Origin of the sequence: Variovorax sp. V118 (assembly GCF_041154445.1) — a bacterium.
In the GTDB taxonomy this organism is placed as follows: domain Bacteria; phylum Pseudomonadota; class Gammaproteobacteria; order Burkholderiales; family Burkholderiaceae_C; genus Variovorax; species Variovorax boronicumulans.
Window position 1 is genome coordinate 6,719,888 of sequence record NZ_AP028663.1, and the last position, 24,646, is coordinate 6,744,533.

Below are 24,646 nucleotides of genomic sequence, written 5' to 3' on the forward strand. Positions count from 1 at the left end.
GCGCGACGGCGGCCTTGCGCCCGCCTCGCCTCCGATTTTCTTTTTTTGTTTCAAGGAGCATTTTTCATGACGATTCAGACTGTGGGCATCATCGGCGCCGGCACCATGGGCAACGGCATCGCCCAGGCCTGCGCGGTGTCGGGTGTCAACGTGGTGATGATCGACGTGGCCCAGGCCGCCGTCGACAAGGGCATCGCCACCATCTCGGGCAGCCTCGACCGCCTGATCAAGAAGGAAAAGCTCACGGCCGAGCAGAAGGCCGCGGCGCTGGCGCTGATCAAGGGCTCGACCGACTACAACGACCTGAAGGGTGCGCAGCTGGTCATCGAGGCCGCCACCGAGAACCACGCGCTCAAGCTCAAGATCCTCAAGCAGGTGGACGAGCTGGTGGGCCCCGAGGTGATCATCGCGTCGAACACCTCGTCGATCTCGATCACGCAGCTGGCCGCCGCCACCTCGCGCGCCGACCGCTTCATCGGCATGCACTTCTTCAACCCGGTGCCGATGATGGCGCTGGTGGAGCTGATCCGCGGCTACCTCACGAGCGACGCCACGCACGACGCGGTGAAGGCGCTGGCCGAGAAGCTGGGCAAGTCGCCCATCACGGTGAAGAACGCGCCGGGCTTCGTGGTCAACCGCATCCTGGTGCCGATGATCAACGAGGCTTTCTTCGTGCTGGCCGAGGGCCTGGCCACGGCCGAGGACATCGACGCCGGCATGAAGCTGGGCTGCAACCAGCCCATCGGCCCGCTGGCGCTGGCCGACATGATCGGCCTGGACGTGTGCCTGGCCGTGATGGAGGTGTACCTGGAGCAGTTCGGCGATTCCAAATACCGCCCCTGCCCGCTGCTCAAGGAAATGGTCGCCGCCGGCCAGCTGGGCCGCAAGACCGGCCGCGGCGTCTACACGTACTGATCCGCAGCGCCACGACGACAACAACAAGGAGACAAGACCGATGACTGCGACCCCCACCACCCCACCCGCCGAAGGCTGCATCGACACCCAGGTGCTCGACCACGTGCTGCTGATCGGCATCAACCGCCCCGCCAAGCGCAACGGCTGGACGCCGCCGATGTTCAAGCAGCTGGCCGAGGCCTACACGCGGCTGGACGACGACCCGAGCCTGCACGTGGGCGTGCTGCATGCCTTCGGCGACCACTTCACGGCGGGCCTGGACCTGCCGGCGGTCACCGAGTACATGAAGCGCGGCGAAAAGGCGATCCCGGCCGGGCTGGTGGAGCCGCACGACTTCGGCCTGGAGGGCTACCGCCGCCGCACCAAGCCGATGGTCGCGGCCGTGAAGGGCATCTGCTTCACGGTGGGCATCGAGCTCATGCTGGGCGCCGACATCGTGGTGGCGGCCGACAACTGCCGCTTCTCGCAGATGGAAGTGCAACGCGGCATCATGGCCACGGGCGGCGCCACGCTGCGCATGGCCGAGCGCGCGGGGCTGGGCAACGCGATGCTGCACCTGCTCACGGCCGACGAATTCGACAGCGCCGAGGCCTATCGCCTGAACTTCGTGCAGAAGGTTGTGCCGGCCGGCCAGGAGCTGGACGAAGCGCTGCAGATCGCGCAGCGCATCGCGGCCCAGGCGCCGCTGGCCGTGCAGGCCACGCGGCTCAACGTGCTCAAGGCGATCGAACACGGGCCGCTGGCGGCCGTGGCGGAATTCATCGAGACGCAGAAACGCCTGTCGAACAGCGAGGACGCGGCCGAGGGCGTGCGCTCCTTCATCGAGCGCCGGCCTGCGCGTTTCAGCGGCCGCTGAGGCTGTTGATTTCCGTTCCGTTTCTGTCGTCCACTGGAGCCCGTTGCATGCCCTCTTCTTCTGTGTCGCCGTTTCTCTTCTTTCAACGCACGGCGCTGGCCGCCGCCTTCACCCTTCTTGCCGTGAACACCAGCCTCGCCCAGACCCCGCCGGCGCCCGCGCTGCCTGATCCCGCCGCCACCTCGGTCGAGGCGCTGGGCTGGATGCAGGGCTTTCCGCCGCCGCCCGACAAGCAGATCACCTTCGACAACCCGGTCGGCGGCGTGTACCCGCGCATCCGCTGGAGCTTCTCGCACGTGCGCGAGACGGTGCCCACGGCCAACGTGTGGCGCGGCCCCGGCGCCGCCAGCCCGCTGCCGGCGGCCAAGCCCCGCTTCGACATCGAGGCCGTGCGCTTCCAGCCCATGGGCGGCGGCGAGGCGCAGACCTTCGGCCAGATGATCGCGCGCACCTACACCGACGGCATCCTGGTGCTGCACCGCGGCCAGGTGGTCTACGAGAAGTACTTCGGCGCGCTCACGCCCGAGCGGCCGCACCTGGCGATGTCGGTCACCAAGTCCTTCGTGGGCACGCTGGCGGCCATCCTCGCGCAGGAAGGCACGCTCGACCCGTCGGCGCCGGTCACCAAGTACCTGCCCGAGCTCAAGGACACGGCCTACGGCGACGCCACCGTGCGCCAGGTGATGGACATGACCATCGGCGTGCGCTACTCCGAGAACTACGCCGATCCGAAGGCCGAGGTCTGGGACTATGCGCGCGCCGGCGGCATGCTCACCCAGGGCGCCAACTACACGGGCCCGAAGTCGTTCTACGAATTCCTGGCCACGCTCAAGAAGGAAGGCACGCACGGCGACGCCTTTGCCTACAAGACGGTCAACGCCGAGGTGCTGGCCTGGATCGTGCGCCGCGCGTCCAACCGCTCGCTGGCCGACCTGCTGAGCGAGAAGATCTGGCGCCGCATCGGCGCCGAGCAGGACGCGTATTTCATGGTCGACCGCATCGGCACCGAGTCGGGCGGCGGCGGCCTGAACACCGTGCTGCGCGACATCGCGCGCTTCGGCGAGACGCTGCGCAACGGCGGACGCGCGCCCAACGGGCAGCAGGCGATCGCCAAGGCCGTGGTCGACGACATCCAGCGCGGCGCCGATCCGGCGAAGTTCGCGAAGGCGGGCTATGCGCTGCTGCCGGGCTGGAGCTACCGGAACATGTGGTGGGTCTCGCACAACCCGCACGGCGCGTACATGGCGCGCGGCATTCACGGCCAGAGCATCTACGTCGACCCGAAGGCCGAGATGGTGATCGTGCGCTACGCCGCGCACCCGATCGCCGCGAACGCGGGCAACGACCCGCTCACCCTGCCCGCCTTCCAGGCCATGGGCGAGGCGCTGATGAAGCCTGAGCCCTGATGAGGCGGTGAGAAGAAGGAAGGCGGGTCAGCCGGCCGCCGCCGGGGCCCGTGCCTTCGCGATGACAAGCAGGCCATCCATGATCAGGCTCTCGACCAGTTCGAAATCTCCGTTCATGGCGGGCGCCATCTTCCAGCCCGCGCCGCCGGTCATGAAGCAGGCCGGCTCGGCGCCGCAGTGCGAGCGCACGTGCTGCACCATGCGCTCGACCGCACCCGCGATGGCGTAGGTGCCGCCGCTGGTCAGCGCGTCGCTGGTGTTGGTGGGAAATTCGCGCACCTCGCCGGTGGGCACGTGCAGGCCCGCCGTGCCCGACTCGAGCGCGCGCAACATGATGCCGTGGCCCGGCAGGATCAGGCCGCCCAAAAACTTGCCGCTGGCATCGATCGCCTCCACGGTGACGGCCGTGCCGATCAGCACCACCACCATCGGCCGCTCGGGCCCCTGCGACAGCATGCGGTGGCGCGCGCCGACCATGGCCACGAAGCGGTCGGCGCCCAGCCGCGTCGGATGGTCATAGCCGTTGACGATGCCGGCCTCGCCCGCGCTCGACACCACCCAGCGCGGGGCGCAGTCGAAGCGTTCGGTGATCTGCTCTTCGGCGCGCCGCCGCAAGGTGTCGCCGGCCACGACGCAGCCCAGCATGGAACCGGGCGCCGGCAGGTCGGCCCAGGGGCCGTCGGCCAGGCGTTCGATGTGGTCGAGAAACTCGGCACCATGGGCCTGCAGTGCCGCACCGGGGAAGGCCCCCTCGTAAAGCGCCCACTTGAGCCGGGTGTTGCCGATGTCGATGGCGAGGAAGGGGGAAGACATGCGCGCGATTATTGCGACTTTGTTGTTATTCCTGCTGGCGCCTCTTTGACAGTCGCGGCGCGGGCCTACGCGGAGGGTCCCGGTTCCGCCGCTACATTCGCCTTTTCCATCCACCACGGCACAAGGAGAAAACCATGGGATTGCTCAGCTTCATCAAGGAAGCCGGTGAAAAACTGTTCGGCGGCTCGTCGGCCCAGGCGGCCACGCCCGATGCGAACACGGCAGCTGCCGCGGCCATCAAGACCTACATCGAGACCCAGAACCTCGGCCTCACCGGACTGGAAGTGACCTACACCGCCAGCAGCGGCGTCGTCACCCTCGCGGGCCAGGCGCCCTCGCAGGAAGCCAGCGAGAAAGCCGCGCTCGCCGCGGGCAACGTGGCGAACGTCACGAGCGTGGACAACAACCTCGTCGCCCCGGCCGCACCGCCCGCCCAGTACCACGACGTGGTGCGCGGCGACACGCTCTCGGCCATCTCGAAGAAGTACTACGGCGACGCCAACAAGTACAACGCGATCTTCGAGGCGAACAAGCCGATGCTGTCGCACCCCGACAAGATCTATCCGGGACAGAAGCTGCGCATTCCGGCACTCTGATCCCCGCAACGGCGCCGCGCTAGGCGCCGTTGTGCCGCCAGGCCCCTGGCGACACGCCGTACTCGCGCTTGAACGCGCGGTTGAAAGCGGCTTCCGATTCGTAGCCCACGCCTTCGGCGATGCGCGCCAGGTTGCCCTGGTCCTTGCGCAGCATGCCGGCGGCCAGGACCATGCGCCAGCGCGCCAGGTAATGCATGGGCGGCGCGCCCACCAGTTCGGTGAAGCGGTCCGCCAGCACGCTGCGCGAGACGTGGATTTCCTGCGCCAGCGCATCGACCGTCCAGTTGCGCGCGGGCTCGGCGTGCATCAGCGCCAGGCAGCGGCTCACGTGGGGGTCGCGCAGGCCCGCCAGCCAGCCCGGGTTGTTGGCGGGCATGGATTCGATGTAGCCGCGCAGCACTTCGGTGAACAGCACTTCCGCCACCTTCGCGGCCACCATCTCCGAACCGGGCGTGTGCGAAGCCGCATCCCCCAGGACGAAGTTGACCGACTGCTCGATCCACGGGCCTGCCGGCCTGCTGCGCAAGGGCGTGGTGAACAGGCGCGGGATGTTCGCCATGACGGGGTTGGGCGCGTCGCCTTCGTACGCGAACCAACTGCAGACCAGCAAGGTGCGGTCGCCCTGGCCGCCGTAGCGCACGCGCGCCAGCTCGGGCGCTCGCGGACTCACCACATGCGACATGTCCACCGCCGCATGCTGCAAGCCGCTGCCCAGCACATGCGAGTCGCCATGCGGCGCGGCGATCACGTCGCCGGCGTGCGCGCGCACCGGCGCCTCGCCTTCGACCTGGGCCCAGCATTCGCCTTGCAGCACGAGGTGGCAGATGGCCAGGCGCTGTGCGCCGGGCTTGAGCACCTGCGCGATGTCCGCGCCTCTGGGTACCTTGAAGCACCAGGGTGCATACATGTCCCCGTTCAGGAACAGCGCGCCCTCCAGGCGGATGGTCCGCAGCACGTCCGACAAGACATCCATGGTCACCTCCCGGCTAGCGAGGGCGGGGTTCCGGACAACAAGTCCGGCGAGACGGGCAATACAGGACGGCTTCGCGTCGGCACCATAGGTCCTGGTCGCCTTCGACCGATTCTAGACAGGAGTACCGCCATGCCCAAGTTCGTCATCGAGCGAGAGATCCCCGGCGCCGGCCAGTTCACCGCGGCGGACCTGAAAGCCATCTCGCAAAAATCCTGCGGCGTGCTCAGCAGCATGGGCACCGACATCCAGTGGATCCACAGCTACGTGAGCGACGACCGGATCTACTGCGTCTACCAGGCCACCGACGAGGCCCTCGTGCGCCGGCACGCGGAGCTCGGTGGCTTCCCGGCCAACCGCGTGGACCGGGTGTACAGCGTGATCGACCCGGCCACGGCCGAGTGAGGCGCGCGGCGCGCTCTAGTTCTGGCGCCAGGGCAGCCCGCGCCGGCGCCAGCCACCGGTCAACCCGCGGTGCCCGTTCTCGTCCGGGTTGCCCTCGAAGCCTTCGAGGATGTTGTAGGCCTGCGCGCCCAGCTCGGTCGCCCGCTTCGCCGCGGCGATCGAGCGCACGCCGCTGCGGCACAGCAGCACCAGCTTCTTGCCGCCCTCCGCGGCGGCGCGCACGCCGTCGTCGAACGCCGGGTTGATCGCCATGCCCGGCCATTGCTTCCAGGCCAGCGGCACGGCGCCGGGCACGTAGCCGACCCACTCGCGCTCGGCGTCGGTGCGCACGTCCACCAGCACGGCCTCGCCGCTCGCCATCCACTGCGCCGCCTGCTCGGGCGTCACGTCGCCGGCGTAGCCTTTTTCTCCAACGGGTTCACTCATGGTTGCTTTCTCTCTCGAATCTCTAGGGTAAGCCCGGAGCCTTTGGCGGCTGCGGGCGATCGATCTGCACGCCGGATGATGGAATTTTTCACCGGTTCGTGAAAACCCTGTTTGTCACAAGGTGTGGCGCGCCAAAGATGGCGGTAGCGGCCAGTCGAAACCATAACGTGAAGACGACGGCCTGGGTGTTCCGGTCAGAGAACTATATGGAGAGACACATGACAGACAGCAAATCGCCCCGCCGTCGCAGCCTTCTCAAGGGCGCGGCGGTGGCCGCAGGCGCGATGTCCGCGCCGATGGTCAGCATGGCCCAAACCACGTCGCTGCGTTTCCAGAGCACCTGGCCGGCGAAGGACATCTTCCACGAGTACGCCAACGACTTCGCCAAGAAGGTGAACGACATGGCGGGCGGGCGCCTGAAGATCGAGGTGCTGCCCTCGGGCGCCGTCGTGCCCGCCTTCCAGCTGCTCGAAGCGGTGAACAAGGGCACGCTGGACGGCGGCCACGGCGTGGTGGCCTACCACTACGGCAAGAACTCGGCGCTGGCGCTGTGGGGGTCGGGCCCCGGCTTCGGCATGGACGCCAACACCGTGCTGGCCTGGCACAACTACGGCGGCGGCAAGGCGCTGCTCGACGAGATCTACAAGAGCCTGAACATGGAAGTGGTGTCGTACCTGTACGGCCCCATGCCCACGCAGCCGCTGGGCTGGTTCAAGAAGCCGGTGGCCAAGGTCGAGGACATGAAGGGCCTGAAGTTCCGCACCGTGGGCCTGGCCGTGGACATGTTCACCGAGATGGGCACCGCGGTGAACCCGCTGCCTGGCGGCGAGATCGTGCCCGCGCTGGACCGCGGCCTGATCGACGCGGCCGAGTTCAACAACGCCTCGAGCGACCGCGTGCTGGGCTTCCCCGACGTGGTGAAGAACTGCATGCTGCAGAGCTTCCACCAGTCGGGTGAACAGTTCGAGGTGCTGTTCAACAAGGGCAAGTACAGCGCCATGCCGCAGGAGCTGCGCTCCATCATCGACTACGCCGTGCAGGCCGCCAGCGCCGACATGAGCTGGAAGGCGGTGCAGCGCAACTCGCAGGACTATGCCGACATGAAGAAGGCCGGCATCAAGTTCTACAAGACGCCCGACGCCGTGCTGCGCGCCCAGCTCGCGGCCTGGGACAAGACGGTGGAAAAGAAGGCCGGCGAGAACCCACTTTTCAAGAAGGTGCTGGAGTCGCAGCGCGTGTTCGCCGAGCGTGCGCTGCAGTGGCAGAACGATTACGGCGTCGACTTCAAGATGGCCTACAACCACTACTTCGGGAAAAAGAAGAGCTGATGCTTCCCGTCGGCGCGCACGTCGTTCCTGCGCGCGCCTTCCCCCCGCACAGGGGGCAACACCGGTGGCCCGGCATCGCCGGCGCCACGGTGTTCCATGAACGGGCCTCGCCCATGCTGCTGCCGCCATGACCATCCAACGCTTCCTCCACGCCGTCGACCGGTTCAGCATGGTCGTGGGCAAGACCTTCTCGTGGCTCATCGTCGCGCTGATGCTGCTGGTGTGCGGCGAGGTGTTCAAGCGCTATGCGCTGAACGCGCCCACGGCCTGGATCTTCGATGCCAACAACATGCTGTATGGCACGCTCTTCATGATGGGCGGTGCCTACACGCTCTCTCAGGCCGGCCATGTGCGCGGCGATTTCTTCTACGGCAGCATGAAGCCGCGCACGCAGGCCGCGCTCGACCTCGTGCTGTTCGCGGTTTTCTTCCTGCCCGGCGTGGTGGCGCTCACCTGGTCGGGCTGGACCTACTTCGGTGAATCGCTCGCGATGCGCGAACAGACCTTCAACGCCGACCCCATCCCGGTGTACCCCTTCAAGTTCGTGATCCCCGTGGCCGGCGCGGTGCTGCTGGTGCAGGGCCTCGCCGAGATGGTGCGCTGCATGCTGTGCCTGAAGACCGGCGTGTGGACGCCGCGCCTGAAGGACGCGGAAGAAATGGACGTGGTCGGCGACCAGCTCGCCAGCAGCAGCTACGTGAACGAGGCCGACAAGCGCGAGGTGATCGAGAAGGCCCACGCCATCGAACAGGCTGCGCAGCAGCGCAAGAGCGACACGACGGGAGGCGCAGCATGAGCGAACCCGCACTCGGCCTGCTGATGCTGGGCCTGATCGTCTTCGTGATCATGCTCGGCTTTCCCACGGCGTTCACGCTGATGGGCCTGGGCATGTTCTTCGGCTTCATCGCCTTCTACGACCCCGCCTCGCCCTGGCTCGACAACAAGGTCTTCGACCTGATGGTGCAGCGCGCCTTCGGGGCCATGACCAACGAGACACTGCTGTCCATCCCGCTCTTCGTGCTCATGGGCTACGTGATGGAGCGCGGCGCGCTCGTCGACAAGATGTTCCACAGCGTGCAGCTCGCCTTCCGCCGCGTGCCGGGCTCGCTGGCGGTGACCACGCTCATCGTGTGCACCTTCTGGGGCATTGCGAGCGGCCTGGTGGGCGCGGTGGTGGTGCTGATGGGCGTGATCGCGATGCGCCCGATGCTCAACGCGGGCTACGACACGCGCCTGGCGGCCGGCGTGATCACGGCCGGCGGCACGCTGGGCATCCTCATTCCGCCCTCGGTGATGATCATCGTGTACGCGGCCGTGGCCGGGCAGTCGGTGGTCAAGCTCTATGCGGCGGCGATGTTCCCGGGCTTCTTCCTCGCCCTGCTGTACCTGATCTACGTGATCGGCTGGGCCGTGCTGCAACCGAAGGTGGCGCCCAAGATGCCGATCGACCAGCAGCGTGCCCCCATCACGCCCTGGGTGGCCCATCTCGCGGCCAGTTACTCCCCGCGCATGCTGCCCGCGCTCGCCGCGGCCGTGGTGGCGCCGGGGCGTGCCTTGCGCGGCGCGGTCGAGGGCGTGCGCCTGAGCTGGTGGATGCTGCTGCGAGGCCTGCTGAGCGCGCTGGTGCCGCTGGCGCTGGCCGCCGTCACGCTGGGTTCGGTGTGGTGGTACGTGACCATCTACTCGCAGAAGGACAACAACGCGGCCGCCCCGGTGGCCACGCAGCAGGCGACGCAGAAGACCGGCGAGCCCGCAGCCGCCGCGCCGGCTGCAGCCGAGCCGTCAGGCACCGGTCTGGCCGAGCCGCCGAGCACCGACGAACCCGCGAACACCACCGAAGGCAGCGGCCTGCAGGAGCCCCCCGGCGGCGTCGAGGAACCTCCGGGCAGCGAGCCCGCCGCAGCCCCTGCCGGTGAAGGTGGCCTGCAGCAGCTGGGCGACGCGGTCGAGGCACCCAAGACCGCGGCGGTGCCCGATGCCTTCTACACCGGCTTCTGGGTGGCCTGCCTCTTCACGCTCGCGCTGCTGGGCTGGTACTACTGGCGCATGGATGCGGAGCAGTTCGAAATTTTGCGCATGCTGGTGTCGTCGGTGATGCCGCTGGCCACGCTCACGCTGGTGGTGCTGGGCGTGATCCTGTTCGGCATCACCACCGCCACCGAATCGGCGGCGGTCGGCGCGGCCGGTGCCTTCCTGATGGCGTGGCAGGCTGGCACGCTGAACTTCAAGAAGATCAAGGAAGCGGTGTTCCTCACGCTCAAGACCACCTCGATGGTCTGCTGGCTCTTCGTCGGCTCGGCGCTGTTCTCGGCGGTGTTCGCGCTGCTGGGCGGCCAGCGCATCGTCGAGGAGTGGGTGCTGAGCATGAACCTGTCGCCGCTGCAGTTTTTGCTGCTGTCGCAGGCGATCATCTTCGTGCTGGGCTGGCCGCTGGAGTGGACCGAGATCATCGTGATCTTCGTGCCCATCTTCCTGCCGCTGCTGGCGCACTTCCAGATCGATCCGCTGCTGTTCGGCGTGCTGGTGTTCGTGAACCTGCAGGCGGCGTTCCTGTCACCGCCGGTGGCGATGTCGGCCTTCTATCTGAAGGGGGTGTCGCCGCCGCACGTGACGATCAACCAGATCTTCGCGGGGATGATGCCGTACATGCTGATCGTCATCCTGTGCATGGTGTTCATGTACATCTGGCCGGGGCTGACGCTGTGGCTGCCGCAGTACCTGTACGGCTGAACGCGCGCGCCTTCTCAGGCTGAGGCCGGGCGCCGCGCGAAGCGGCGGCGCTCGAGCAGCTCGAACAGGCCCATGCCCAGCAGCATGGCGCCCACGAAGACCAGCGCCTTGACCTCGCCCGTGCCGAGCGAGACCAGCGCGGGGCCGGGGCAGAAGCCCGCGATGCCCCAGCCGACGCCGAACAGCAGGCTGCCGCCGACCAGGCGGCGGTCGATGTGGCGCAGGCTGGGCAGCGTGAGCGGCCCGCCGAGCAGCGACGCCTTGCGACGGCCGGCCAGCAGGAAGCCGACGGTGCTCACCGCCACCGCGCCGGCCATCACGAAGGCGAGCGACGGGTCCCAGGCCCCGCCCACGTCAAGAAAACCCAGGATCTTGGCCGGGTTGGCCATGCCGGAGACGATGAGGCCGAGCCCGAAGACAAGGCCGGCGAGCAAGGAAGCAATGGCGGTCCACATGGCAGGTCTCCCGGTTCACGACAGGTTCAGCAGATGGCGCATCACGAACACCGTGGCGACCCCTGCGGCGATGAAAGCCACCGTGGCGGCCAGCGAGCGCGGCGAGCGCCGCGCCAGCCCGCACACGCCGTGGCCGCTGGTGCAGCCCGCGCCGTAGCGCGTGCCCACGCCCACCAGCAGGCCGGCGATTGCGAGCGTGCCGTAGCCCGCGTCGATCTGCGCCGCGGGCAGCACGGCGAACAGCCCGTAGACGAGCGGTGCGCCGACCAGCCCGAGCACGAAGGCCGCGCGCCAGGCCATGTCGCCCTTCATGGGGCGCAGCAAGCCGCCCAGCACGCCGCTGACGCCGGCGATGCGCCCGTTGAGCAGCACGAACATCGCGGCGGAAAGTCCGATGAGCACGCCGCCGGCCAGTGCGGCCCAGGGCGTGAAATGAGGCCAGTCGATGGTGGGCATCTTCAGTTCTCCTTCGGGCAGTAGAGGCGGTACAGCACCGCCAGGATCTCGAGCAGGGCCGGGTCGGCCACGCGGTAGTAGATGTTCTTGCCCTCGCGGCGGGTGTCCACCACGCCTTCGGTGCGCAACACCGACAGCTGCTGCGACAGGGTGGGCTGGCGGATGCCCAGCGTGCTCTCGAGGTCGCTCACGCACATCTCGCCCTGCGAGAGCTGGCACAGCAGCAGCAGCCGGGCCTCGTGGGCCAGCAGCTTGAGCACGGCGACGGCCTGGCCGGCGGCGCTGCGCAGCAGTTGGGGGTCGATGGCGTGGGTCGAGGTCTTCATGGGGGGATGACAGTTCGCGAAATAACATTATATGAATTCATATAATATTTGTCGCTTGACTGATTGAATGAGTGCCTGGCCTCCAGGCACCGCAGAAGGAGCGCCGATGACCCCGACCGCCATGCCCCCACGCGCCACCACCCAGGCCTTCTTCGATCCCGCGACGGGCACGGTGTCCTACGTGGTCTGGGACCATGCGACGAAGCGCGCCGCCGTCATCGACCCGGTGCTCGACTACGACTTCCGCTCCGGCCACACCGACACCGCGTCGGCCGACCGCCTGCTGGCGTACGTGCGCGCGCAGGCGCTGCAGGTCGACTGGGTCCTGGAGACCCACGCGCACGCCGACCACCTCTCGGGCGCGCGCCATGTGCAGTCGCAGGCCGGCGGGCGCATCGCCATCGGCGAGCACATCCGCACGGTGCAGGCCACGTTCCGCCACCTCTATAACCTGGAGCGCGACTTCCTGCCCGACGGCAGCCAGTTCGACCACCTCTTCAAGGACGGCGAACGCTTTCAGATCGGCGAGATCGAGGCGCAGGCCCTGCGCGTGCCCGGCCACACACCCGCCGACATGGCCTACCTCGTGGACGACGCGGTCTTCGTCGGCGACACGCTCTTCATGCCCGACCTGGGCAGCGCGCGCGCCGACTTTCCGGGCGGCGACGCGCGCGAGCTCTACCGCTCGATGCGCCGGCTGCTCGCGCTGCCGCCCGAGACCACGCTGTACGTCTGCCACGACTACCCGCCCGCCACGCGCGAGCCGCGCTGGCAGAGCACGGTGGCGCAGCAGCGCGCCCACAACATCCACGTGCGCGACGGCATCGGCGAAGATGAGTTCGTGCGCATGCGCACCGCGCGCGACGCCACGCTCGAAGTGCCGACGCTGATCCTGCCGTCGATGCAGGTCAACGTGCGCGGCGGCCGCCTGCCGCCGCCCGACGACAACGGCGTGGCTTACCTGCGCATTCCGCTGAACACGCTGCCGGGCCACCGCCCGCGCGCCACGCCGGGCTGAGGGCGCCTCTGCCAGTCAGCTAGCGCCGCCGCTCCACATACGGCCGCGCCTGCAGCAGCACGATCTTGTCGCCCACCGTCGCCCACTCGATGTCCTGGTCGACCGCGTTGAAGGTGCGCTTCACCGCCGCGCCCACGGCGGAGAGCCGCACCACCAGCTCATCGGTCAGCACGTGGCGGCCCACTTCCACGGGCACTTCCTTCACGCCGCCGTCCTTGTCCAGCTGCAGCGCCGTCTCTTCGGCCGAGCGGCTGAGCACCTGGATGGCCTTGGACCAGCTCGAGTACATCACCTGCTCCGCCACGCGCTTGCCCTCGACCACGCGGATGCCGATGCCGCGCTTGGCCGAGATGTACGTCACATGCGGATGGCCCGCGTCGAAGGGGTCGCGCGTGATCATCACGCCGGCGTTGGTCGAGTCGATGGCGGTCTGCACGAACACGCCCATCAGCACCGACTCGGCGCCGAAGCCCGCGGCGCTGCGCGCCTCCCAGGCCTCGGGGTTGAACACCGAGGCCCACACCTTCTTCACCGCGAGCTCGAGCGCGTCGCCGGTCTTCACGTTGGGCACCGTGGTGTAAAGCCCCGCGCCGCTGAAGCCCGGCAGGTCTTCCGAGTTGGACGAGCTGCGCACGAACACGCCGCCCCCGCCCAGCTGCGCCTGCCACGCCGCGCGCCAGGCTGCCGCGGTGGCGGGCTCGACGGGCCATTGCACGATCTCGTCGCGCAGCTGCGCCAGCGCCTTCTGCCGCACCTGCGGGTCGCCCGCGAAGCCCGGCTGCTGCTGCATGCGCGCGATGCGCTCGGCCAGCCCGTTCGACCGCATGAAGCGGTCGTAGTGCGCGAACGGAATGCAGAAGCCGTCGGGCACGGTCGTCGAGGGAATGCGCGCGGCCAACACCGCGCCGAGGTTGGCCGCCTTCGAGCCGCATTGCACGCTGTGGCGCGCGCGCAGCGAGGCCAGGGGCAGCAGGCGCGTCTCGCGCAGGTCCGGCTTCGCGGCCTTGCTGCCGGGCAGCGCGCCGGTGGCGGCGGCACGCGGCGGCAAGGCGGCGATCTCTTCCGGCGTGAGGCGGCGCAGCTGGTAACCCGAGGCCGCCACCTTCAGCGCCACCCACTGGCCCGCGTGCGCCTTCAGCACCGTGGCGGCATCGCGCACGTAGGCGTTCGGAATGCCCCAGCCCTTGGCCAGCAGGTTGACGTGCGACAGCGCCGTGGACGGCCGCTCGGTCAGCACGCCGGCCACCGGCGGCAGGTTGATCGGCACCTCGCGCAGCACGGCGATGTCGTCAGGCAGCAGCGCATTCAGGCCCGAGGCGTCGTTCACGATGCGCACGCGACCCGTGGCGGTGCCCAGGTTCATCGGCAGGAAGGGCTGCTCGCGAATCAGCGCCTCCTGGCTCACGAAGTCGATGCCGGCCTCCTTCGCGATGCGCTCGTGCAGCGTGGAGTTGGTCTTGAACTTCACCGGCGCGAAGAAGCTGGCCTTCACCTGCGCCTCGGCCTCGCGCAGCAGCGGCACCGTGAGCCGGTCGCCTTCCCAGAACTCGTAGGTGAAGGTGCCGATGTTCTGCTGCCAGCTCAGCGTGCCGAACAGGAAGCGGCGGTCCGGCACGAGGTAGTTGCGGTCGATCTCGCGCTTGACCGTGTTCGGCGTGAGCCGCGTGTCGCGCAAGAAGCGCACATGCAGCTGGAAGCGCGGCGTGTCGATGTAGTGCATGCGCGCCGGTTTGGCCTGCCGGTCGATCGCGAACAGCACATGGGCCAGCTGCATCGGCGTGCCGGCGTCGTAGACGCGCGCCAGCGTGTCGAAATCGCCCTGGCTGCGCAGCGCCGGCAGCGAGGCGGGCACGGCGGGGCGCGGCACGAGTTGCGCGGCCGGGCCTTCGGGCTGTGGCTGGTTCTGCTGCTGGTAGTACGACGGCTTGCGCGCGAGCTGCGCGCCGGCCGGCGCGGGCGCGACAGCCATCGCGCACAGCGCCAGGACCGGCAGCCACGCCAGTGCCGCGCCGTTCTTCTTCTGCTTCTGCCTGTTGGAATCGTTCTTCATGGGGCTCCTCCTTCATTGCCGACAAGCGCGGATTCTCGCTGGCGGCCCGCCCCATTTTTCGCGTGTCGGCCGCGCTACGTCGCCTGTGTCGACTGGCCGCATTGCGCGCAGAACTTCGCGCCGGGCGCCAACGCCGTGCCGCATTGCCGGCAGGCCGCGGGCAGCATCGACGTGCCGCATTGCTGGCAGAAGCGCGCACCCGCTGCGTTCACCGCGCGGCAGGCCGGGCAGGCGCTGCCGCCGGGTGGCGGCGGCGGTGCGTCGCGGCCATACCCATGGCCACCTTGCGAACCGTGGTGCCCGCCACCACCGCCGTGGCGCGCGCCGCCATGTCCACCGAAGAGTCGTTCCAGCATGCCCATGTGTTTCTCCCTTGCGTCGTGCAACAGGCCGGTGGCAACGTCGCCGGTGGCGATGAATTCCCGCGGGCCTGACTGCAGTGGATTCCCTGAAGCAGCTTCAGGGTCAAGCGCCCCCCGGCAAAGACCCTCGCGGGCCGCGGTGCTTCACGGCCATGCCCGCACCCGCAGCGCCGCCACCGCCCCGCCGCTACAGTCGGCCGCAAGGAGCGTCTTTCTCATGCAACCATTCGATTTCGACCTCTTCGTCATTGGCGGCGGCAGCGGCGGTGTGCGCGCCGCGCGCATGGCGGCGCAGACCGGCGCACGCGTCGCGCTGGCCGAGGCCGCCGAGCTCGGCGGCACCTGCGTCAACGTGGGCTGCATCCCGAAAAAGCTCTACAGCTATGCGGCCGGCTATGCCGAGTCTTTCGAGGAAGCCGAAGGCTACGGCTGGAAGCTCCCGTCGGCGCCGCAGTTCGACTGGGCGCACCTCAAGGCCCAGCGCGCCAAGGAGATCAGCCGGCTCAACGGCATCTACGGCTCGCTGCTGAAGAACTCGGGCGTCACGCTCGTCACCGGCTGGGCCCAGCTGGTCGATGCCCACACGGTGGAAATCGAAGGCAGGCGCCACACCGCGCGCCACCTGCTGGTGGCCACCGGCGGCACGCCCTTCGTGCCCGAGATTCCGGGCCGCGAACACATCGTGACCTCCGACGCGATGTTCGACCTCGACCCGTTCCCCAAGCGCCTGCTGGTGGTGGGCGGCGGCTACATCGCCTGCGAGTTCGCGTCGATCTTCAACGGCCTGGGGTCCAAGGTGACGCAGCTGCACCGCCGCGCCCACCTGCTCACCGGCTTCGACGACGACGTGCGCCAGTTCCTGGCCAACGAGATGGGCAAGGCCGGCGTCGACGTGCGCCTGAACTGCGAGGCCTCGTCGATCGCGCGCGGCCCCGACGGCCTCGTGGTCACGCTCGCGCGCGGCCAGCAGATCGAGGCCGACACCGTGCTCTTCGCCACCGGCCGCGTGCCCAACACGCAGGGCCTCGGCCTCGAGGCCGCGGGCGTGAAGCTCGACGCCAAGGGCGCCATCGCGGTCGACGCGCACTACCGCACCTCGGCGCCGTCGATCTACGCGGTGGGCGACGTGTCGACCCGCGTGCAGCTCACGCCTGTGGCGCTGGCCGAGGCGATGGTCGTGGTCGATGCGCTGTTCGGCAAGGGCAAGCGCGGCATGGACTACGAGTTCATTCCCACCGCCGTGTTCACCCACCCCAACATCGGCACCTGCGGCTACAGCGAGATCGACGCGCGCGCGAAGTTCGGCGAGGTCACCGTGTTCTCCAGCGAGTTCAAGTCGCTGCGCCACACCCTCTCGGGCCGCAGCGAGCGCACCTTCATGAAGCTCGTGGTCGACAAGAGGAGCGACCGCGTGGTGGGCCTGCACATGGTGGGCGCGGACGCGGGCGAGGTGGTGCAGGGCTTCGCGGTGGCGATGCGCGCGGGTGCGACGAAGGCGCTGTTCGACAGCACCATCGGCATCCATCCCACCGCTGCCGAAGAGTTCGTGACGATGCGCGAACCCATGCCCGGCTAGCCGCCGGCCTGGGGCTGCTTGCCTTCGAGCAGCTTCACCATCACGAACAACACCCGGTTCGCCGGCGTCGGCACGCCCAGCGCCTCGCCGCGCCGCACGACCAGCCCGTTGAGGTGGTCGATCTCGCTGCGCTTGCCGCGTGCGAGGTCCTGCGCGGTCGACGAATACTGCGAGGGCATCGACTGGGCGATGCCGTGCACCGCCGCGTCGACATCGCCCGGAATCACCACGCCCTCGGCCTTCGCCACCGCGAGGCATTCGGCGACCACGTCGCGGATCACGTCCGTCACGCCCGTGCCCTGCACGAGCTCGCCGTAGGGCAGCTGCGACACGGCCGACAGCGCGTTGTAGGCGCAGTTGAGCACCAGCTTGGCCCACAGCGCGCCGCGCACGTTGTCGGAAATCTGCGTGGGCACGCCGGCGGCGATCAGTGCCTGCGCGACCTCCTCGCTGCGGCGCGAAGGCGCGATCACCAGCTCGCCGCGGCCGTGGTGCTTCACATGGCCCGGCCCCGCCATCTCGGTCGCCACGTAGACCACGGCGGCAGCCACGTCATGCGACGGCAGCGCCGCGCGCACGCGCGCGTCGTTGTCGACGCCGTTCTGCAGCGTGAGCACCAGCGCGCCGGGCGCGAGGTGCGGCTGGATCTGCGCGGCGGCCGATTCGGTGTCGGTGGACTTCACGCAGAACAGCACCAGGTCGGCGCCCTGCACGGCGCCCGCTTCGGTGCTGGCCTCGAGGCGCACCTGTTCATCGAAGGCCTGGGTCTCCAGCCGCAGCCCGTTCGCGCGCACCGCTTCCACATGCGAAGGCCGGCCGATCAGCACGACTTCGTGGCCCGTGCGCGCCAGCATGGCGCCGTAGTAACAGCCGACCGCGCCGGCACCCATGACTGCGACTTTCATCGATTCGATTCCTTGGTTGTTCCGTGGACAGAGCGTAGCGAAGACGGCCGCTTCATGCCTCGGTCTCCACGCCGCGCGACTTCTGCCCTTCGTCCATGATCCATTCGCGAAACGCCGCGAAGGCCGGCAGGTCGAGGCGGTCGGGCCGGTAGCACAGGTAGTGGCCCTGGTCGACGCGCACCGGCGTGCCGCAGGGGCTCAGCAGCGCGCCTTCGGCCAGCTCTTCCTGCACCAGCAGTTTCGGCACGAGCCCGATGCCCAGCCCGTTGAGCGCCGCCTGGATCAGCGCGGAGTACTGCGCGAAGCGCGGGCCGGCCACGGTCTGCACCTCGGGCACGCCGTGCTGCGCGGCCCACTGGCGCCAGGCGGTGGGCGCGCCCTCGTGGTGCAGCAAGGTGTGGCCGACGATGTCGATGGGCTGCACGATGCGGTGGCGCCCCTCGACCAGCGCGCGCGCCACGATCAGCACGAACTCGCGCCCCGCGATGTATTCGGAGACCACGCCGGGCCAGCCGTCGGGGCCGTAGCGGATGGCGGCATCGACGCCGGCCGGGATGCCGTCGCTGGGCTCCAGGTGGCGGCTGAAGCTCAGCATCACGTGGCGGCTCTTCTGGCTGAAGGCCGGCAGGCGCGGAATGAGCCGCTTGGTGAGAAAGGTGGGCACGCTGGCCAGCGTGAGCAGGCCGGCGCCGGCATCGCCCGAGCGCGCCTCGAAGGTCGCGGTCTCGATGGCGCGCAGGCCGCCCGAGATCTTCTGCCAGTACACGCGCCCCTGCGGCGTGAGCTGCACGCCGCGGCCGTTCTTCTGCAGCAGCTCGCGGCCGAGGAACGCCTCGAGCCCCGCGATCTGCTTGCTGACGGCGCTCACGGTGATGCACAGGGCGCCGGCCGCGAGCGTGATGCTCTGCTGGCGCGCCACGGCGTCGAAGGCCAGCAGTTCCTGGATGGTGGGGCAGTCGCGTTTCATGCCTGGCTCCGGTTGATGAAAGTCGTGTGAAAAACACTTGCCGATTGCTCAAGTGTCGTCATCCAACTTTCACCCATAAGTGTGCATCTGCTTCCTAGAATTCGCTGAAACGCGGCAATCCGCCGTGGGCAAAAAGTAGAGCATCCGGAAAGTATGCCGGGTGCGCAAGACCTTCGGAGACACCCCCTTGATTCGCGGCATCTCGCTCGTCTACGGCCTGTACCTGCTGCTGCCCATCGCCCTGCTGGCGATCGGCAGCTTCGGCGGCAACTGGACCAACACGCTGCTGCCCACGGGCGTCACCGGGCAGTGGTATGTCGACCTGTGGCTGGACACCTCGTTCCGCAAGGCCTTCGTGAGCAGCCTCGTGGTGGCGATGGCGGCCTGCGCGATCAACACGGTGCTGGCGCTGCCGCTGGCCTATGCGCTGTACCACGGCGCGCGACGCGGCAGCAGCATCGCGGCGCGCATCGTGAGCGCCACGCCCGTCGCGGTGCCGACCATCACGCTGGCCTTCGGCTACATGATCGTGTTCAACACCGACCTCGCGCCCTGGCTGGGCTCGATGCCGCTGCTGATCGCCGCGCACGCGATCCTCACGCTGCCCTACCTCACCAACACGCTGCTCACCGACCTGCGCCACCTGGACCTCGGGCGGCTCGAGCAGGCCGCCGCCACGCTCGGCGCCTCGGGCTGGCAGCAGTTCACCGGCATCGTGCTGCCCAGCCTGCGCCAGAGCCTGATCAGCGGGCTGGTGATGGTGGCGGCCATCTCGGTGGGCGAGTTCGGGTTGTCGAACCTGCTCACGAGCTTCCAGAACCGCACCTACCCGGTGGTGCTGCTGCAGGCTTTCTACGGCGCGACGGGCTTTGCCTGCGCGGCGACCGTCATCCTTCTCGTGCTGGCGAGCGCGTCGGCCCTTCTTTCTTCCTCTTTGGTGAAGCAGCGCGCATGAGCCTCCTCCTGGACAACGTCAGCTACAACTACCCCGGCAGCGCGCACGGCCTGCACGACGTGTCGCTCGACGTGCGCACGGGCGAGCTCGTGGCGGTGATCGGGCCCAGCGGCTCGGGCAAGTCGACGCTGCTCAAGCTGGTGGCGGGACTGGAGACCGGCCACACGGGCCGCATCGTGCTCGGCGGCGACGACATGTCGCGCACGCCGGTGCACCAGCGCCACATCGGCATGGTGTTCCAGAGCTATGCGCTGTTTCCGCACCTGAGCGTGCTGGACAACGTGGCCTACGGGCTCAAGCTGCGCAAGGTGGACACGGCCCCGCGCCGCCAGCGCGCGCAGGAGCTGCTCGACATCGTCGGGCTGGGCGACCATGCACAGCGCGCCGTGGCGCAGCTCTCGGGCGGCCAGCAGCAGCGCGTGGCCCTGGCCCGCGCGCTCGCCATCGATCCGCGTGCGCTGCTGCTCGACGAGCCACTCTCGGCACTCGACGCCAGCGTGCGCGGCCACCTGCGCGACCAGATCCGCTCGATCCAGCAGCGCTTCAACGCGACCACGCTGCTGGTCACGCACGACCAGGAAGAAGCGCTGGTGATGGCCGACCGCGTGGCGATGCTGAAAGACGGCCGCCTGCTGCAGATCGCCACGCCGCGCGAGATCTACGAGCCCCCCGCGAGCCGCGCGGTGGCCGAGTTCGTCGGGCTCTCGACCATCCTGCCCGCCAAGGTGGCCTCGCCGGGCCGGCTCGACATGGGTTTTGCCGAGCTCTTCGCCGAGACCGGCAACCGGCCCTTCGGCACCGCGGTGCACGTGCTGGTGCGCCCCGAACACATCCGCCCCGACCCGGCGCCCGACAGCGTGAACCGTCTGGCCGGCCGCACCGGCGCACAGCGCTACCTGGGCGCGCTCACGCGCTACGACTTCGACGTGGCGGGCGCGGGCAAGCCCTTCCTCGCCGAGTCGGCCGCGCCGGCGGCCGAAGCGATCGCCATCGCCCCCGAACACCTTCGCCTGCTCGACCACTGACCTTTTCCTTCCAAGGAGCCCCCATGCAACGCAGACATCTGATCCAGGCCGCCGGCGCACTGCCCGTGCTGTCGCTCGCCCGCACCGCCTTCGCTTTCGACGGCCCTGAGCTCTACGCGGGCGAGAAGGCGCTGTACGCCGAGGCGCAGAAGGAAGGCCTGTGCGTCTCCTTCGACACCGGCCCCGAGTGGGCCAACTGGAAGTCGCTGTTCCGCGACTTCAAGAAGCGCTACCCCGAGATCGAGCTGACCTACAACGACATCGGCTCGGCCGCCACCGTGGTCGCGCTCGAAAAAACCAAGCGCCGCCCGCAGGCCGACACCGCCTACTACTTCGCCGCCTCGGCCGTCGATGCCGCGAAGAAGGACGTGGTCGCGCCCTTCAAGCCCGTCAACTTCGACAAGCTGCCACCGGTGTTCCGCGAGGCCGAGGGCCGCTGGTTCACCATCCACACGCTCAACATCGCGTTCCTGGTCAACAAGAAGCTGGTGAAGAACGTGCCCACCGGCTGGGCCGACCTGCTCAAGCCCGAGTTCAAGAGCACGGTGGTCTACCTCGACCCGCGCTCCACCGGCATCGGCCAGGTGCTGACCTTCGCCGCGGCGTATGCCAACGGCGGCAGCGTCGACAACGTGCAGCCCGGCACCGACTACCTGGGCAAGCTGCACGCGGCCGGCAACGTGCTGCGCGTGGAGGGCACCACGCCGTATGCCAAGTTCCTCAAGGGCGAGATCCCGGTGTGGATCAGCTACGAGAACGACGGCCTCAAGGCCAAGCACGTTGACGGCATGGGCAATGCGGTCGAGGTCGTGATCCCGAGGGAGGCCAGCGTGGCCGCGCCGTACGCCATCAGCCTCGTGAAGAACGGCCCGAACCCGAACGCCGGCAAGCTGTGGCTCAACTTCATCATGAGCGAGGCCGGCCAGTCGCTGTTCGCGCAGGGCTTCGTGCGCCCTGCCGTGCCGGGCACGCCGCTCTCGGCCGATGTCGCGGCCAAGATGCCGGCCGCGCCGCAGATCAAGCCGCTCGACGTGGTGAAGGCCTCGGAGCGCAAGGCCGAGGTCGACAAGCTCTGGGCGCAGGCCGCGCTGGGCAAGTAAGAGGCCGTGATGCGACGCTTTGGCGCCTGGCCCGCCTGGGCCTTCATGGCGCTGTTCTTCGCGGTGCCGCTGGCGGCGCTGCTGCCCGAGGCCTTCGGCGAGGGCGGCAGTGCCTTCGGGCGGCTGTTCGGCAACCCGCTGTTCCTGGGCGCACTGCGCAACACGCTGGGCCTGGGCCTGGCGGCGGGCGCGATCTCGGCGCTGGTGGGCACCTGCATCGCCATCGAACTGGCGCGCCAGCCCGAAGGCCGGCGCCAATGGATGATGACGCTGCTGGGCCTGCCGCTGGCGTTCTCGGGGCTGGTGATCGCCTACGGCTTCATCCTCGCCTTCGGCCGCGCGGGCTTCGTGACGCAGCTGCTCGCGGGCCTGGGCGCCGACCCGGCCGTGATCGGCAGCTGGATCTACAGCGTGTCGGGCCTGGGGCTGGCCTATGCCTACTACCTGATCCCGCGCGTGGCGCTGTCGCTGTACCCCGTGTTCGCCAACCTCGACCTGCGCCCGGCGCAGGCGGCGCGCACGCTGGGCGCCTCGAAGGCGCGTGCCTTCCGGGACACGGTGCTGCCCGAGGTGCTGCCCTCGGTGCTGTCGAACGCCTGCATGGTGGCCGCGATTGCCATGGGCACCTACGGCACGGCGCTGGCGCTGGTGGGCACGCAGCTGAACATCCTGCCGCTGATGCTGCTCGCGCAGGTGGGCGACGGCGGGTCCGATTTCGCGGTGGCGGCGGCCCTGTCGCTGGTGCTGATGGTGGTGTGTGTGGTCGTGATGGGAGTGGGCGATGTCTTTACACGAAGGCGCGAGCGCGGTGCTGTCGGCGCCGGTCACTGAGGCGCTGACGCGCCTGGCGCAACGGCAGTGGGGGCCGCAGCGCCACCGCCAGCCGGTGGCGATGCTCGGCCCGGGCGACGGCGGCCCGGCCGAATGCGAGGCCGCCTACGCGGTGGCGCATGCGCTGGCCGGCGCGGGCATGGCGGTGGTCTGCGGCGGGCGCGGCGGCGTGATGGCCGCGGCCTCGCGCGGCGCGGTGGAGGCCGGCGGCATCGCCGTGGGCATCCTGCCCGAGGACGACGACCGCCATGCCAACGAATGGCTCAGCGTGGCCATTCCCACCGGCATGGGCGAGATGCGCAACGGCATCATCGCGCGCAGCGGCGTGTGCCTGGTTGCCATCGGCGGCAACATGGGCACGCTGTCGGAGATGGCCATGGGCCTGAAATGGGGCAAGCCGGTGTTCGTGATGCACGGCGACGTCGCCCTGCCCGGCGCGGTGCAGGCCACGGACGTGGACGACATGCTGGGCAAGGTGCTGGCCTGCCTCTTGGACTGACCTCAGGACCTCCCCGCCGACACGGGCGCATTGCACAATGACGGCATGCCCTACATGCCCACCTTTGTCGCTCCCGCCCGCTTCACCGACGCCGCCGAGGCGCTCGACCAGGTCAAAGCCATCTACCAGGGCGGCCTGGCCCACCTGCGCGAATCGATGCTGCGCTTCGTCGCCGGCGAGGCGCTGCCGGGCCGGGTGCGGGCCTGCTACCCGTTCGTGCGGGTGCACACGCACACCGTCTCGCGCCACACGCCGCCGGCCAACGCCGGCCTGAGCTACGGCTTCGTGGCCGGCCCCGGCCGCTACGAGACCACGCTGACGCGGCCCGACCTGTTCTCGCGCTACTACCTCGACCAGTTCCGCCTGCTGCTGGAAAACCACCAGGTCGAGATCGAGGTGGGCACCAGCACGCAGCCCATTCCGATCCACTTCTCGTTCGCCGAGAACGACCACATCGAAGGCACGATGAGCGCCGAGCGCCGCGCCCTCATGCGCGACGTGTTCGACCTGCCCGACCTGGGCGCCATGGACGACGGCATTGCCAACGGCACCTTCGAGGCGTTGCCCGGCGAGCCGCAGCCGCTGTCGCTGTTCACGGCGGCGCGCGTCGACTACTCGCTGCACCGCCTGCGCCACTACACGGGCACGGCGCCCGAGTGGTTCCAGAACTTCGTGCTGTTCACCAACTACCAGTTCTACATCGACGAGTTCGTGCGCCTGGGCCACGAGGCCATGGCCGACGAGAACAGCGAGTACATCGCCTTCATCGAGCCCGGCAACGTGATCACGCGCCGGCGCGGGCTGGCCGCGGGCCACAGCGACACCTTCGCCCACCTGCTGGACGGCAGCCAGGGCACCGCGCCGCCGCGCCTGCCGCAGATGCCGGCCTACCACCTGGTGCGCGAGGACTACAGCGGCATCACCATGACCAACATCGGCGTCGGCCCGGCCAACGCCAAGACCATCACCGACCACATCGCCGTGCTGCGCCCGCACGCCTGGATGATGCTGGGCCACTGCGCGGGCCTTCGCAACACGCAGCAGCTGGGTGACTACGTGCTGGCCCACGCCTATGTGCGCGAGGACCACGTGCTCGACGAGGAGCTGCCGCTGTGGGTGCCGATCCCGGCGCTGTCGGAGATCCAGCTGGCGCTCGAGCAGGCGGTGGCCGACGTCACGAAGTGCGAGGGCCCCGACCTGAAGACGATCATGCGCACCGGCACCGTGGCCAGCACCGACAACCGCAACTGGGAGCTGCTGCCCGGCAACCAGCCGCAGCGCCGCTTCAGCCAGAGCCGCGCCGTGGCGCTGGACATGGAAAGCGCGACCATCGCGGCCAACGGCTTCCGCTTCCGGGTGCCCTACGGCACGCTGCTGTGCGTGAGCGACAAGCCGCTGCACGGCGAGATCAAGCTGCCCGGCATGGCCAACCACTTCTACCGCGAGCGCGTGGAACAGCACCTGCGCATCGGCATGCGCGCCATCGAGATCCTGCGCCAGGAAGGCACGACCCGGCTGCACAGCCGCAAGCTGCGAAGCTTCGCGGAAGTGGCTTTCCAGTAGGCTCCGACGCCTTTCGCCCCTTTGTCCCCTCAGGGTTTCTCCCTGTGCGGGCGAGGGCGTGTTTGCCTTGTTTCGCGGACATCATTGGCTGTCACGTACACAACTGGAAACAC

26 protein-coding genes are annotated in these 24,646 nt (G+C 69.0%); 16 read left to right on the forward strand and 10 right to left on the reverse strand.

Annotated elements, in window-relative coordinates; genetic code table 11:
- The first annotated feature begins 66 nt into the window (after positions 1-66).
- From ACAM52_RS31375 to ACAM52_RS31385, 3 genes are read left to right on the forward strand one after another with little or no spacing between them, the layout of a single operon-like run.
- Positions 67-915, forward strand: coding sequence for a 3-hydroxybutyryl-CoA dehydrogenase (locus ACAM52_RS31375; protein WP_062478806.1), 849 nt, complete (start codon positions 67-69; stop codon positions 913-915).
- A gap of 40 nt (positions 916-955) precedes the next feature.
- Positions 956-1,771 (forward strand): crotonase/enoyl-CoA hydratase family protein, encoded by an 816-nt coding sequence (locus ACAM52_RS31380; RefSeq protein ID WP_369645467.1) that lies wholly within the window; start codon positions 956-958, stop codon positions 1,769-1,771.
- A 47-nt stretch (positions 1,772-1,818) separates the two neighbouring features.
- Positions 1,819-3,177 (forward strand): serine hydrolase domain-containing protein, encoded by a 1,359-nt coding sequence (locus ACAM52_RS31385; RefSeq protein ID WP_369645468.1) that lies wholly within the window; start codon positions 1,819-1,821, stop codon positions 3,175-3,177.
- A 27-nt stretch (positions 3,178-3,204) separates the two neighbouring features.
- Here ACAM52_RS31385 and ACAM52_RS31390 read toward each other — a convergent pair whose 3' ends face one another.
- On the reverse strand, positions 3,205-3,990 hold the full coding sequence (locus tag ACAM52_RS31390; protein WP_369645469.1) for a type III pantothenate kinase: 786 nt from the start codon (positions 3,988-3,990) through the stop codon (positions 3,205-3,207).
- A 134-nt stretch (positions 3,991-4,124) separates the two neighbouring features.
- Here ACAM52_RS31390 and lysM point away from each other — a divergent pair, with 134 nt between their 5' ends.
- Positions 4,125-4,586: a peptidoglycan-binding protein LysM gene (gene lysM / locus ACAM52_RS31395; protein WP_062478819.1), complete on the forward strand. Its 462-nt coding sequence runs from the start codon at positions 4,125-4,127 to the stop codon at positions 4,584-4,586.
- 19 nt (positions 4,587-4,605) lie between these two features.
- Here lysM and ACAM52_RS31400 read toward each other — a convergent pair whose 3' ends face one another.
- Positions 4,606-5,559, reverse strand: a complete 954-nt coding sequence (locus tag ACAM52_RS31400; protein ID WP_369645470.1) for an AraC family transcriptional regulator — start codon at positions 5,557-5,559, stop codon at positions 4,606-4,608.
- 129 nt (positions 5,560-5,688) lie between these two features.
- On the opposite strand from ACAM52_RS31400, the gene ACAM52_RS31405 reads away from it, so the two are divergent.
- Positions 5,689-5,961: a DUF4242 domain-containing protein gene (locus ACAM52_RS31405; protein ID WP_062478823.1), complete on the forward strand. Its 273-nt coding sequence runs from the start codon at positions 5,689-5,691 to the stop codon at positions 5,959-5,961.
- 15 nt (positions 5,962-5,976) lie between these two features.
- Here ACAM52_RS31405 and ACAM52_RS31410 read toward each other — a convergent pair whose 3' ends face one another.
- The gene (locus tag ACAM52_RS31410) at positions 5,977-6,387 is read right to left on the reverse strand and encodes a rhodanese-like domain-containing protein (RefSeq protein WP_062478826.1); all 411 of its coding nucleotides are present in this window, start codon (positions 6,385-6,387) and stop codon (positions 5,977-5,979) included.
- Between the two features lie 218 nt (positions 6,388-6,605).
- Here ACAM52_RS31410 and ACAM52_RS31415 point away from each other — a divergent pair, with 218 nt between their 5' ends.
- The 3 genes from ACAM52_RS31415 (at position 6,606) to ACAM52_RS31425 (ending at position 10,445) form a co-directional block, all read left to right on the forward strand.
- Complete coding sequence (locus tag ACAM52_RS31415; RefSeq protein WP_062478828.1) at positions 6,606-7,715, forward strand: TRAP transporter substrate-binding protein; 1,110 nt, start codon at positions 6,606-6,608, stop codon at positions 7,713-7,715.
- A gap of 127 nt (positions 7,716-7,842) precedes the next feature.
- Positions 7,843-8,511, forward strand: a complete 669-nt coding sequence (locus ACAM52_RS31420; RefSeq protein ID WP_369645471.1) for a TRAP transporter small permease subunit — start codon at positions 7,843-7,845, stop codon at positions 8,509-8,511.
- Positions 8,508-10,445, forward strand: a complete 1,938-nt coding sequence (locus ACAM52_RS31425) for a TRAP transporter large permease subunit (protein WP_095950263.1) — start codon at positions 8,508-8,510, stop codon at positions 10,443-10,445. The genes ACAM52_RS31420 and ACAM52_RS31425 overlap by 4 nt, the downstream gene beginning before the upstream one ends.
- A 14-nt stretch (positions 10,446-10,459) precedes the next feature.
- On the opposite strand, the gene ACAM52_RS31430 is transcribed toward ACAM52_RS31425, so the two are convergent.
- The 3 genes from ACAM52_RS31430 to ACAM52_RS31440 are packed head-to-tail and all read right to left on the reverse strand — an operon-like array spanning position 10,460 to position 11,682.
- Positions 10,460-10,900 (reverse strand): DUF6691 family protein, encoded by a 441-nt coding sequence (locus ACAM52_RS31430; RefSeq protein ID WP_369630482.1) that lies wholly within the window; start codon positions 10,898-10,900, stop codon positions 10,460-10,462.
- Positions 10,901-10,915: 15 nt separating this feature from the next.
- Entirely contained in the window at positions 10,916-11,356 is a 441-nt protein-coding gene (locus tag ACAM52_RS31435; protein ID WP_369645472.1) for a YeeE/YedE family protein, read from the reverse strand.
- Between the two features lie 2 nt (positions 11,357-11,358).
- The gene (locus ACAM52_RS31440) at positions 11,359-11,682 is read right to left on the reverse strand and encodes an ArsR/SmtB family transcription factor (RefSeq protein WP_369645473.1); all 324 of its coding nucleotides are present in this window, start codon (positions 11,680-11,682) and stop codon (positions 11,359-11,361) included.
- A 106-nt stretch (positions 11,683-11,788) separates the two neighbouring features.
- On the opposite strand from ACAM52_RS31440, the gene ACAM52_RS31445 reads away from it, so the two are divergent.
- Complete coding sequence (locus ACAM52_RS31445; protein WP_369645474.1) at positions 11,789-12,700, forward strand: MBL fold metallo-hydrolase; 912 nt, start codon at positions 11,789-11,791, stop codon at positions 12,698-12,700.
- Positions 12,701-12,719: 19 nt separating this feature from the next.
- Here the strand turns inward: ACAM52_RS31445 and ACAM52_RS31450 are convergent, their stop codons facing one another.
- Together ACAM52_RS31450 and ACAM52_RS31455 are read right to left on the reverse strand one after the other, a co-directional pair.
- Positions 12,720-14,750, reverse strand: a complete 2,031-nt coding sequence (locus ACAM52_RS31450) for a PEP/pyruvate-binding domain-containing protein (RefSeq protein ID WP_369645475.1) — start codon at positions 14,748-14,750, stop codon at positions 12,720-12,722.
- A 74-nt stretch (positions 14,751-14,824) separates the two neighbouring features.
- Entirely contained in the window at positions 14,825-15,112 is a 288-nt protein-coding gene (locus ACAM52_RS31455; RefSeq protein WP_369645476.1) for a zinc ribbon domain-containing protein, read from the reverse strand.
- 217 nt (positions 15,113-15,329) lie between these two features.
- On the opposite strand from ACAM52_RS31455, the gene gorA reads away from it, so the two are divergent.
- Positions 15,330-16,688, forward strand: coding sequence for a glutathione-disulfide reductase (gene gorA, locus ACAM52_RS31460; protein ID WP_369645477.1), 1,359 nt, complete (start codon positions 15,330-15,332; stop codon positions 16,686-16,688).
- Here gorA and ACAM52_RS31465 read toward each other — a convergent pair.
- On the reverse strand, positions 16,685-17,593 hold the full coding sequence (locus ACAM52_RS31465) for a ketopantoate reductase family protein (RefSeq protein WP_369645478.1): 909 nt from the start codon (positions 17,591-17,593) through the stop codon (positions 16,685-16,687). The two genes, gorA and ACAM52_RS31465, sit on opposite strands and share 4 nt — an antisense overlap.
- A gap of 52 nt (positions 17,594-17,645) precedes the next feature.
- Positions 17,646-18,560, reverse strand: coding sequence for a LysR substrate-binding domain-containing protein (locus ACAM52_RS31470; RefSeq protein WP_369645479.1), 915 nt, complete (start codon positions 18,558-18,560; stop codon positions 17,646-17,648).
- A gap of 187 nt (positions 18,561-18,747) precedes the next feature.
- On the opposite strand from ACAM52_RS31470, the gene ACAM52_RS31475 reads away from it, so the two are divergent.
- The 6 genes from ACAM52_RS31475 to ACAM52_RS31500 are packed head-to-tail and all read left to right on the forward strand — an operon-like array spanning position 18,748 to position 24,533.
- A complete protein-coding gene (locus ACAM52_RS31475; RefSeq protein ID WP_070061918.1) occupies positions 18,748-19,515 on the forward strand; it encodes an ABC transporter permease in 768 nt (255 codons plus the stop codon).
- Positions 19,512-20,540, forward strand: coding sequence for an ABC transporter ATP-binding protein (locus ACAM52_RS31480; RefSeq protein WP_369645480.1), 1,029 nt, complete (start codon positions 19,512-19,514; stop codon positions 20,538-20,540). Before ACAM52_RS31475 ends, ACAM52_RS31480 begins: the two co-directional genes overlap by 4 nt.
- Before the next feature lie 23 nt (positions 20,541-20,563).
- A complete protein-coding gene (locus tag ACAM52_RS31485; protein ID WP_369645481.1) occupies positions 20,564-21,640 on the forward strand; it encodes an extracellular solute-binding protein in 1,077 nt (358 codons plus the stop codon).
- Positions 21,641-21,649: 9 nt separating this feature from the next.
- Positions 21,650-22,471 carry an ABC transporter permease gene (locus ACAM52_RS31490; RefSeq protein ID WP_062481405.1) on the forward strand — a complete coding sequence of 274 codons (822 nt, stop codon included), beginning with the start codon at positions 21,650-21,652 and terminating at the stop codon, positions 22,469-22,471.
- On the forward strand, positions 22,422-22,970 hold the full coding sequence (locus ACAM52_RS31495) for a TIGR00725 family protein (RefSeq protein ID WP_307581868.1): 549 nt from the start codon (positions 22,422-22,424) through the stop codon (positions 22,968-22,970). The genes ACAM52_RS31490 and ACAM52_RS31495 overlap by 50 nt, the downstream gene beginning before the upstream one ends.
- Positions 22,971-23,015: 45 nt before the next feature.
- On the forward strand, positions 23,016-24,533 hold the full coding sequence (locus ACAM52_RS31500) for an AMP nucleosidase (protein WP_062481401.1): 1,518 nt from the start codon (positions 23,016-23,018) through the stop codon (positions 24,531-24,533).
- The last annotated feature ends 113 nt before the right edge of the window (positions 24,534-24,646 follow it).

Bases quoted from the DNA above. Each gene is read 5' to 3' on its own strand.
- gorA (WP_369645477.1), top strand. From the start codon at position 15,330: ATGCAACCATTCGATTTCGACCTCTTCGTCATTGGCGGCGGCAGCGGC.
- ACAM52_RS31430 (WP_369630482.1), bottom strand. From the start codon at position 10,900: ATGTGGACCGCCATTGCTTCCTTGCTCGCCGGCCTTGTCTTCGGGCTC.
- ACAM52_RS31435 (WP_369645472.1), bottom strand. From the start codon at position 11,356: ATGCCCACCATCGACTGGCCTCATTTCACGCCCTGGGCCGCACTGGCC.
- ACAM52_RS31480 (WP_369645480.1), top strand. From the start codon at position 19,512: ATGAGCCTCCTCCTGGACAACGTCAGCTACAACTACCCCGGCAGCGCG.
- ACAM52_RS31500 (WP_062481401.1), top strand. From the start codon at position 23,016: ATGCCCTACATGCCCACCTTTGTCGCTCCCGCCCGCTTCACCGACGCC.
- ACAM52_RS31405 (WP_062478823.1), top strand. From the start codon at position 5,689: ATGCCCAAGTTCGTCATCGAGCGAGAGATCCCCGGCGCCGGCCAGTTC.
- ACAM52_RS31380 (WP_369645467.1), top strand. From the start codon at position 956: ATGACTGCGACCCCCACCACCCCACCCGCCGAAGGCTGCATCGACACC.
- ACAM52_RS31495 (WP_307581868.1), top strand. From the start codon at position 22,422: ATGTCTTTACACGAAGGCGCGAGCGCGGTGCTGTCGGCGCCGGTCACT.
- ACAM52_RS31420 (WP_369645471.1), top strand. From the start codon at position 7,843: ATGACCATCCAACGCTTCCTCCACGCCGTCGACCGGTTCAGCATGGTC.
- ACAM52_RS31490 (WP_062481405.1), top strand. From the start codon at position 21,650: ATGCGACGCTTTGGCGCCTGGCCCGCCTGGGCCTTCATGGCGCTGTTC.
- ACAM52_RS31400 (WP_369645470.1), bottom strand. From the start codon at position 5,559: ATGGATGTCTTGTCGGACGTGCTGCGGACCATCCGCCTGGAGGGCGCG.
- ACAM52_RS31455 (WP_369645476.1), bottom strand. From the start codon at position 15,112: ATGGGCATGCTGGAACGACTCTTCGGTGGACATGGCGGCGCGCGCCAC.
- ACAM52_RS31410 (WP_062478826.1), bottom strand. From the start codon at position 6,387: ATGAGTGAACCCGTTGGAGAAAAAGGCTACGCCGGCGACGTGACGCCC.
- ACAM52_RS31470 (WP_369645479.1), bottom strand. From the start codon at position 18,560: ATGAAACGCGACTGCCCCACCATCCAGGAACTGCTGGCCTTCGACGCC.
- ACAM52_RS31390 (WP_369645469.1), bottom strand. From the start codon at position 3,990: ATGTCTTCCCCCTTCCTCGCCATCGACATCGGCAACACCCGGCTCAAG.
- ACAM52_RS31445 (WP_369645474.1), top strand. From the start codon at position 11,789: ATGACCCCGACCGCCATGCCCCCACGCGCCACCACCCAGGCCTTCTTC.
- ACAM52_RS31440 (WP_369645473.1), bottom strand. From the start codon at position 11,682: ATGAAGACCTCGACCCACGCCATCGACCCCCAACTGCTGCGCAGCGCC.
- ACAM52_RS31485 (WP_369645481.1), top strand. From the start codon at position 20,564: ATGCAACGCAGACATCTGATCCAGGCCGCCGGCGCACTGCCCGTGCTG.
- lysM (WP_062478819.1), top strand. From the start codon at position 4,125: ATGGGATTGCTCAGCTTCATCAAGGAAGCCGGTGAAAAACTGTTCGGC.
- ACAM52_RS31425 (WP_095950263.1), top strand. From the start codon at position 8,508: ATGAGCGAACCCGCACTCGGCCTGCTGATGCTGGGCCTGATCGTCTTC.
- ACAM52_RS31415 (WP_062478828.1), top strand. From the start codon at position 6,606: ATGACAGACAGCAAATCGCCCCGCCGTCGCAGCCTTCTCAAGGGCGCG.
- ACAM52_RS31385 (WP_369645468.1), top strand. From the start codon at position 1,819: ATGCCCTCTTCTTCTGTGTCGCCGTTTCTCTTCTTTCAACGCACGGCG.
- ACAM52_RS31465 (WP_369645478.1), bottom strand. From the start codon at position 17,593: ATGAAAGTCGCAGTCATGGGTGCCGGCGCGGTCGGCTGTTACTACGGC.
- ACAM52_RS31450 (WP_369645475.1), bottom strand. From the start codon at position 14,750: ATGAAGAACGATTCCAACAGGCAGAAGCAGAAGAAGAACGGCGCGGCA.
- ACAM52_RS31375 (WP_062478806.1), top strand. From the start codon at position 67: ATGACGATTCAGACTGTGGGCATCATCGGCGCCGGCACCATGGGCAAC.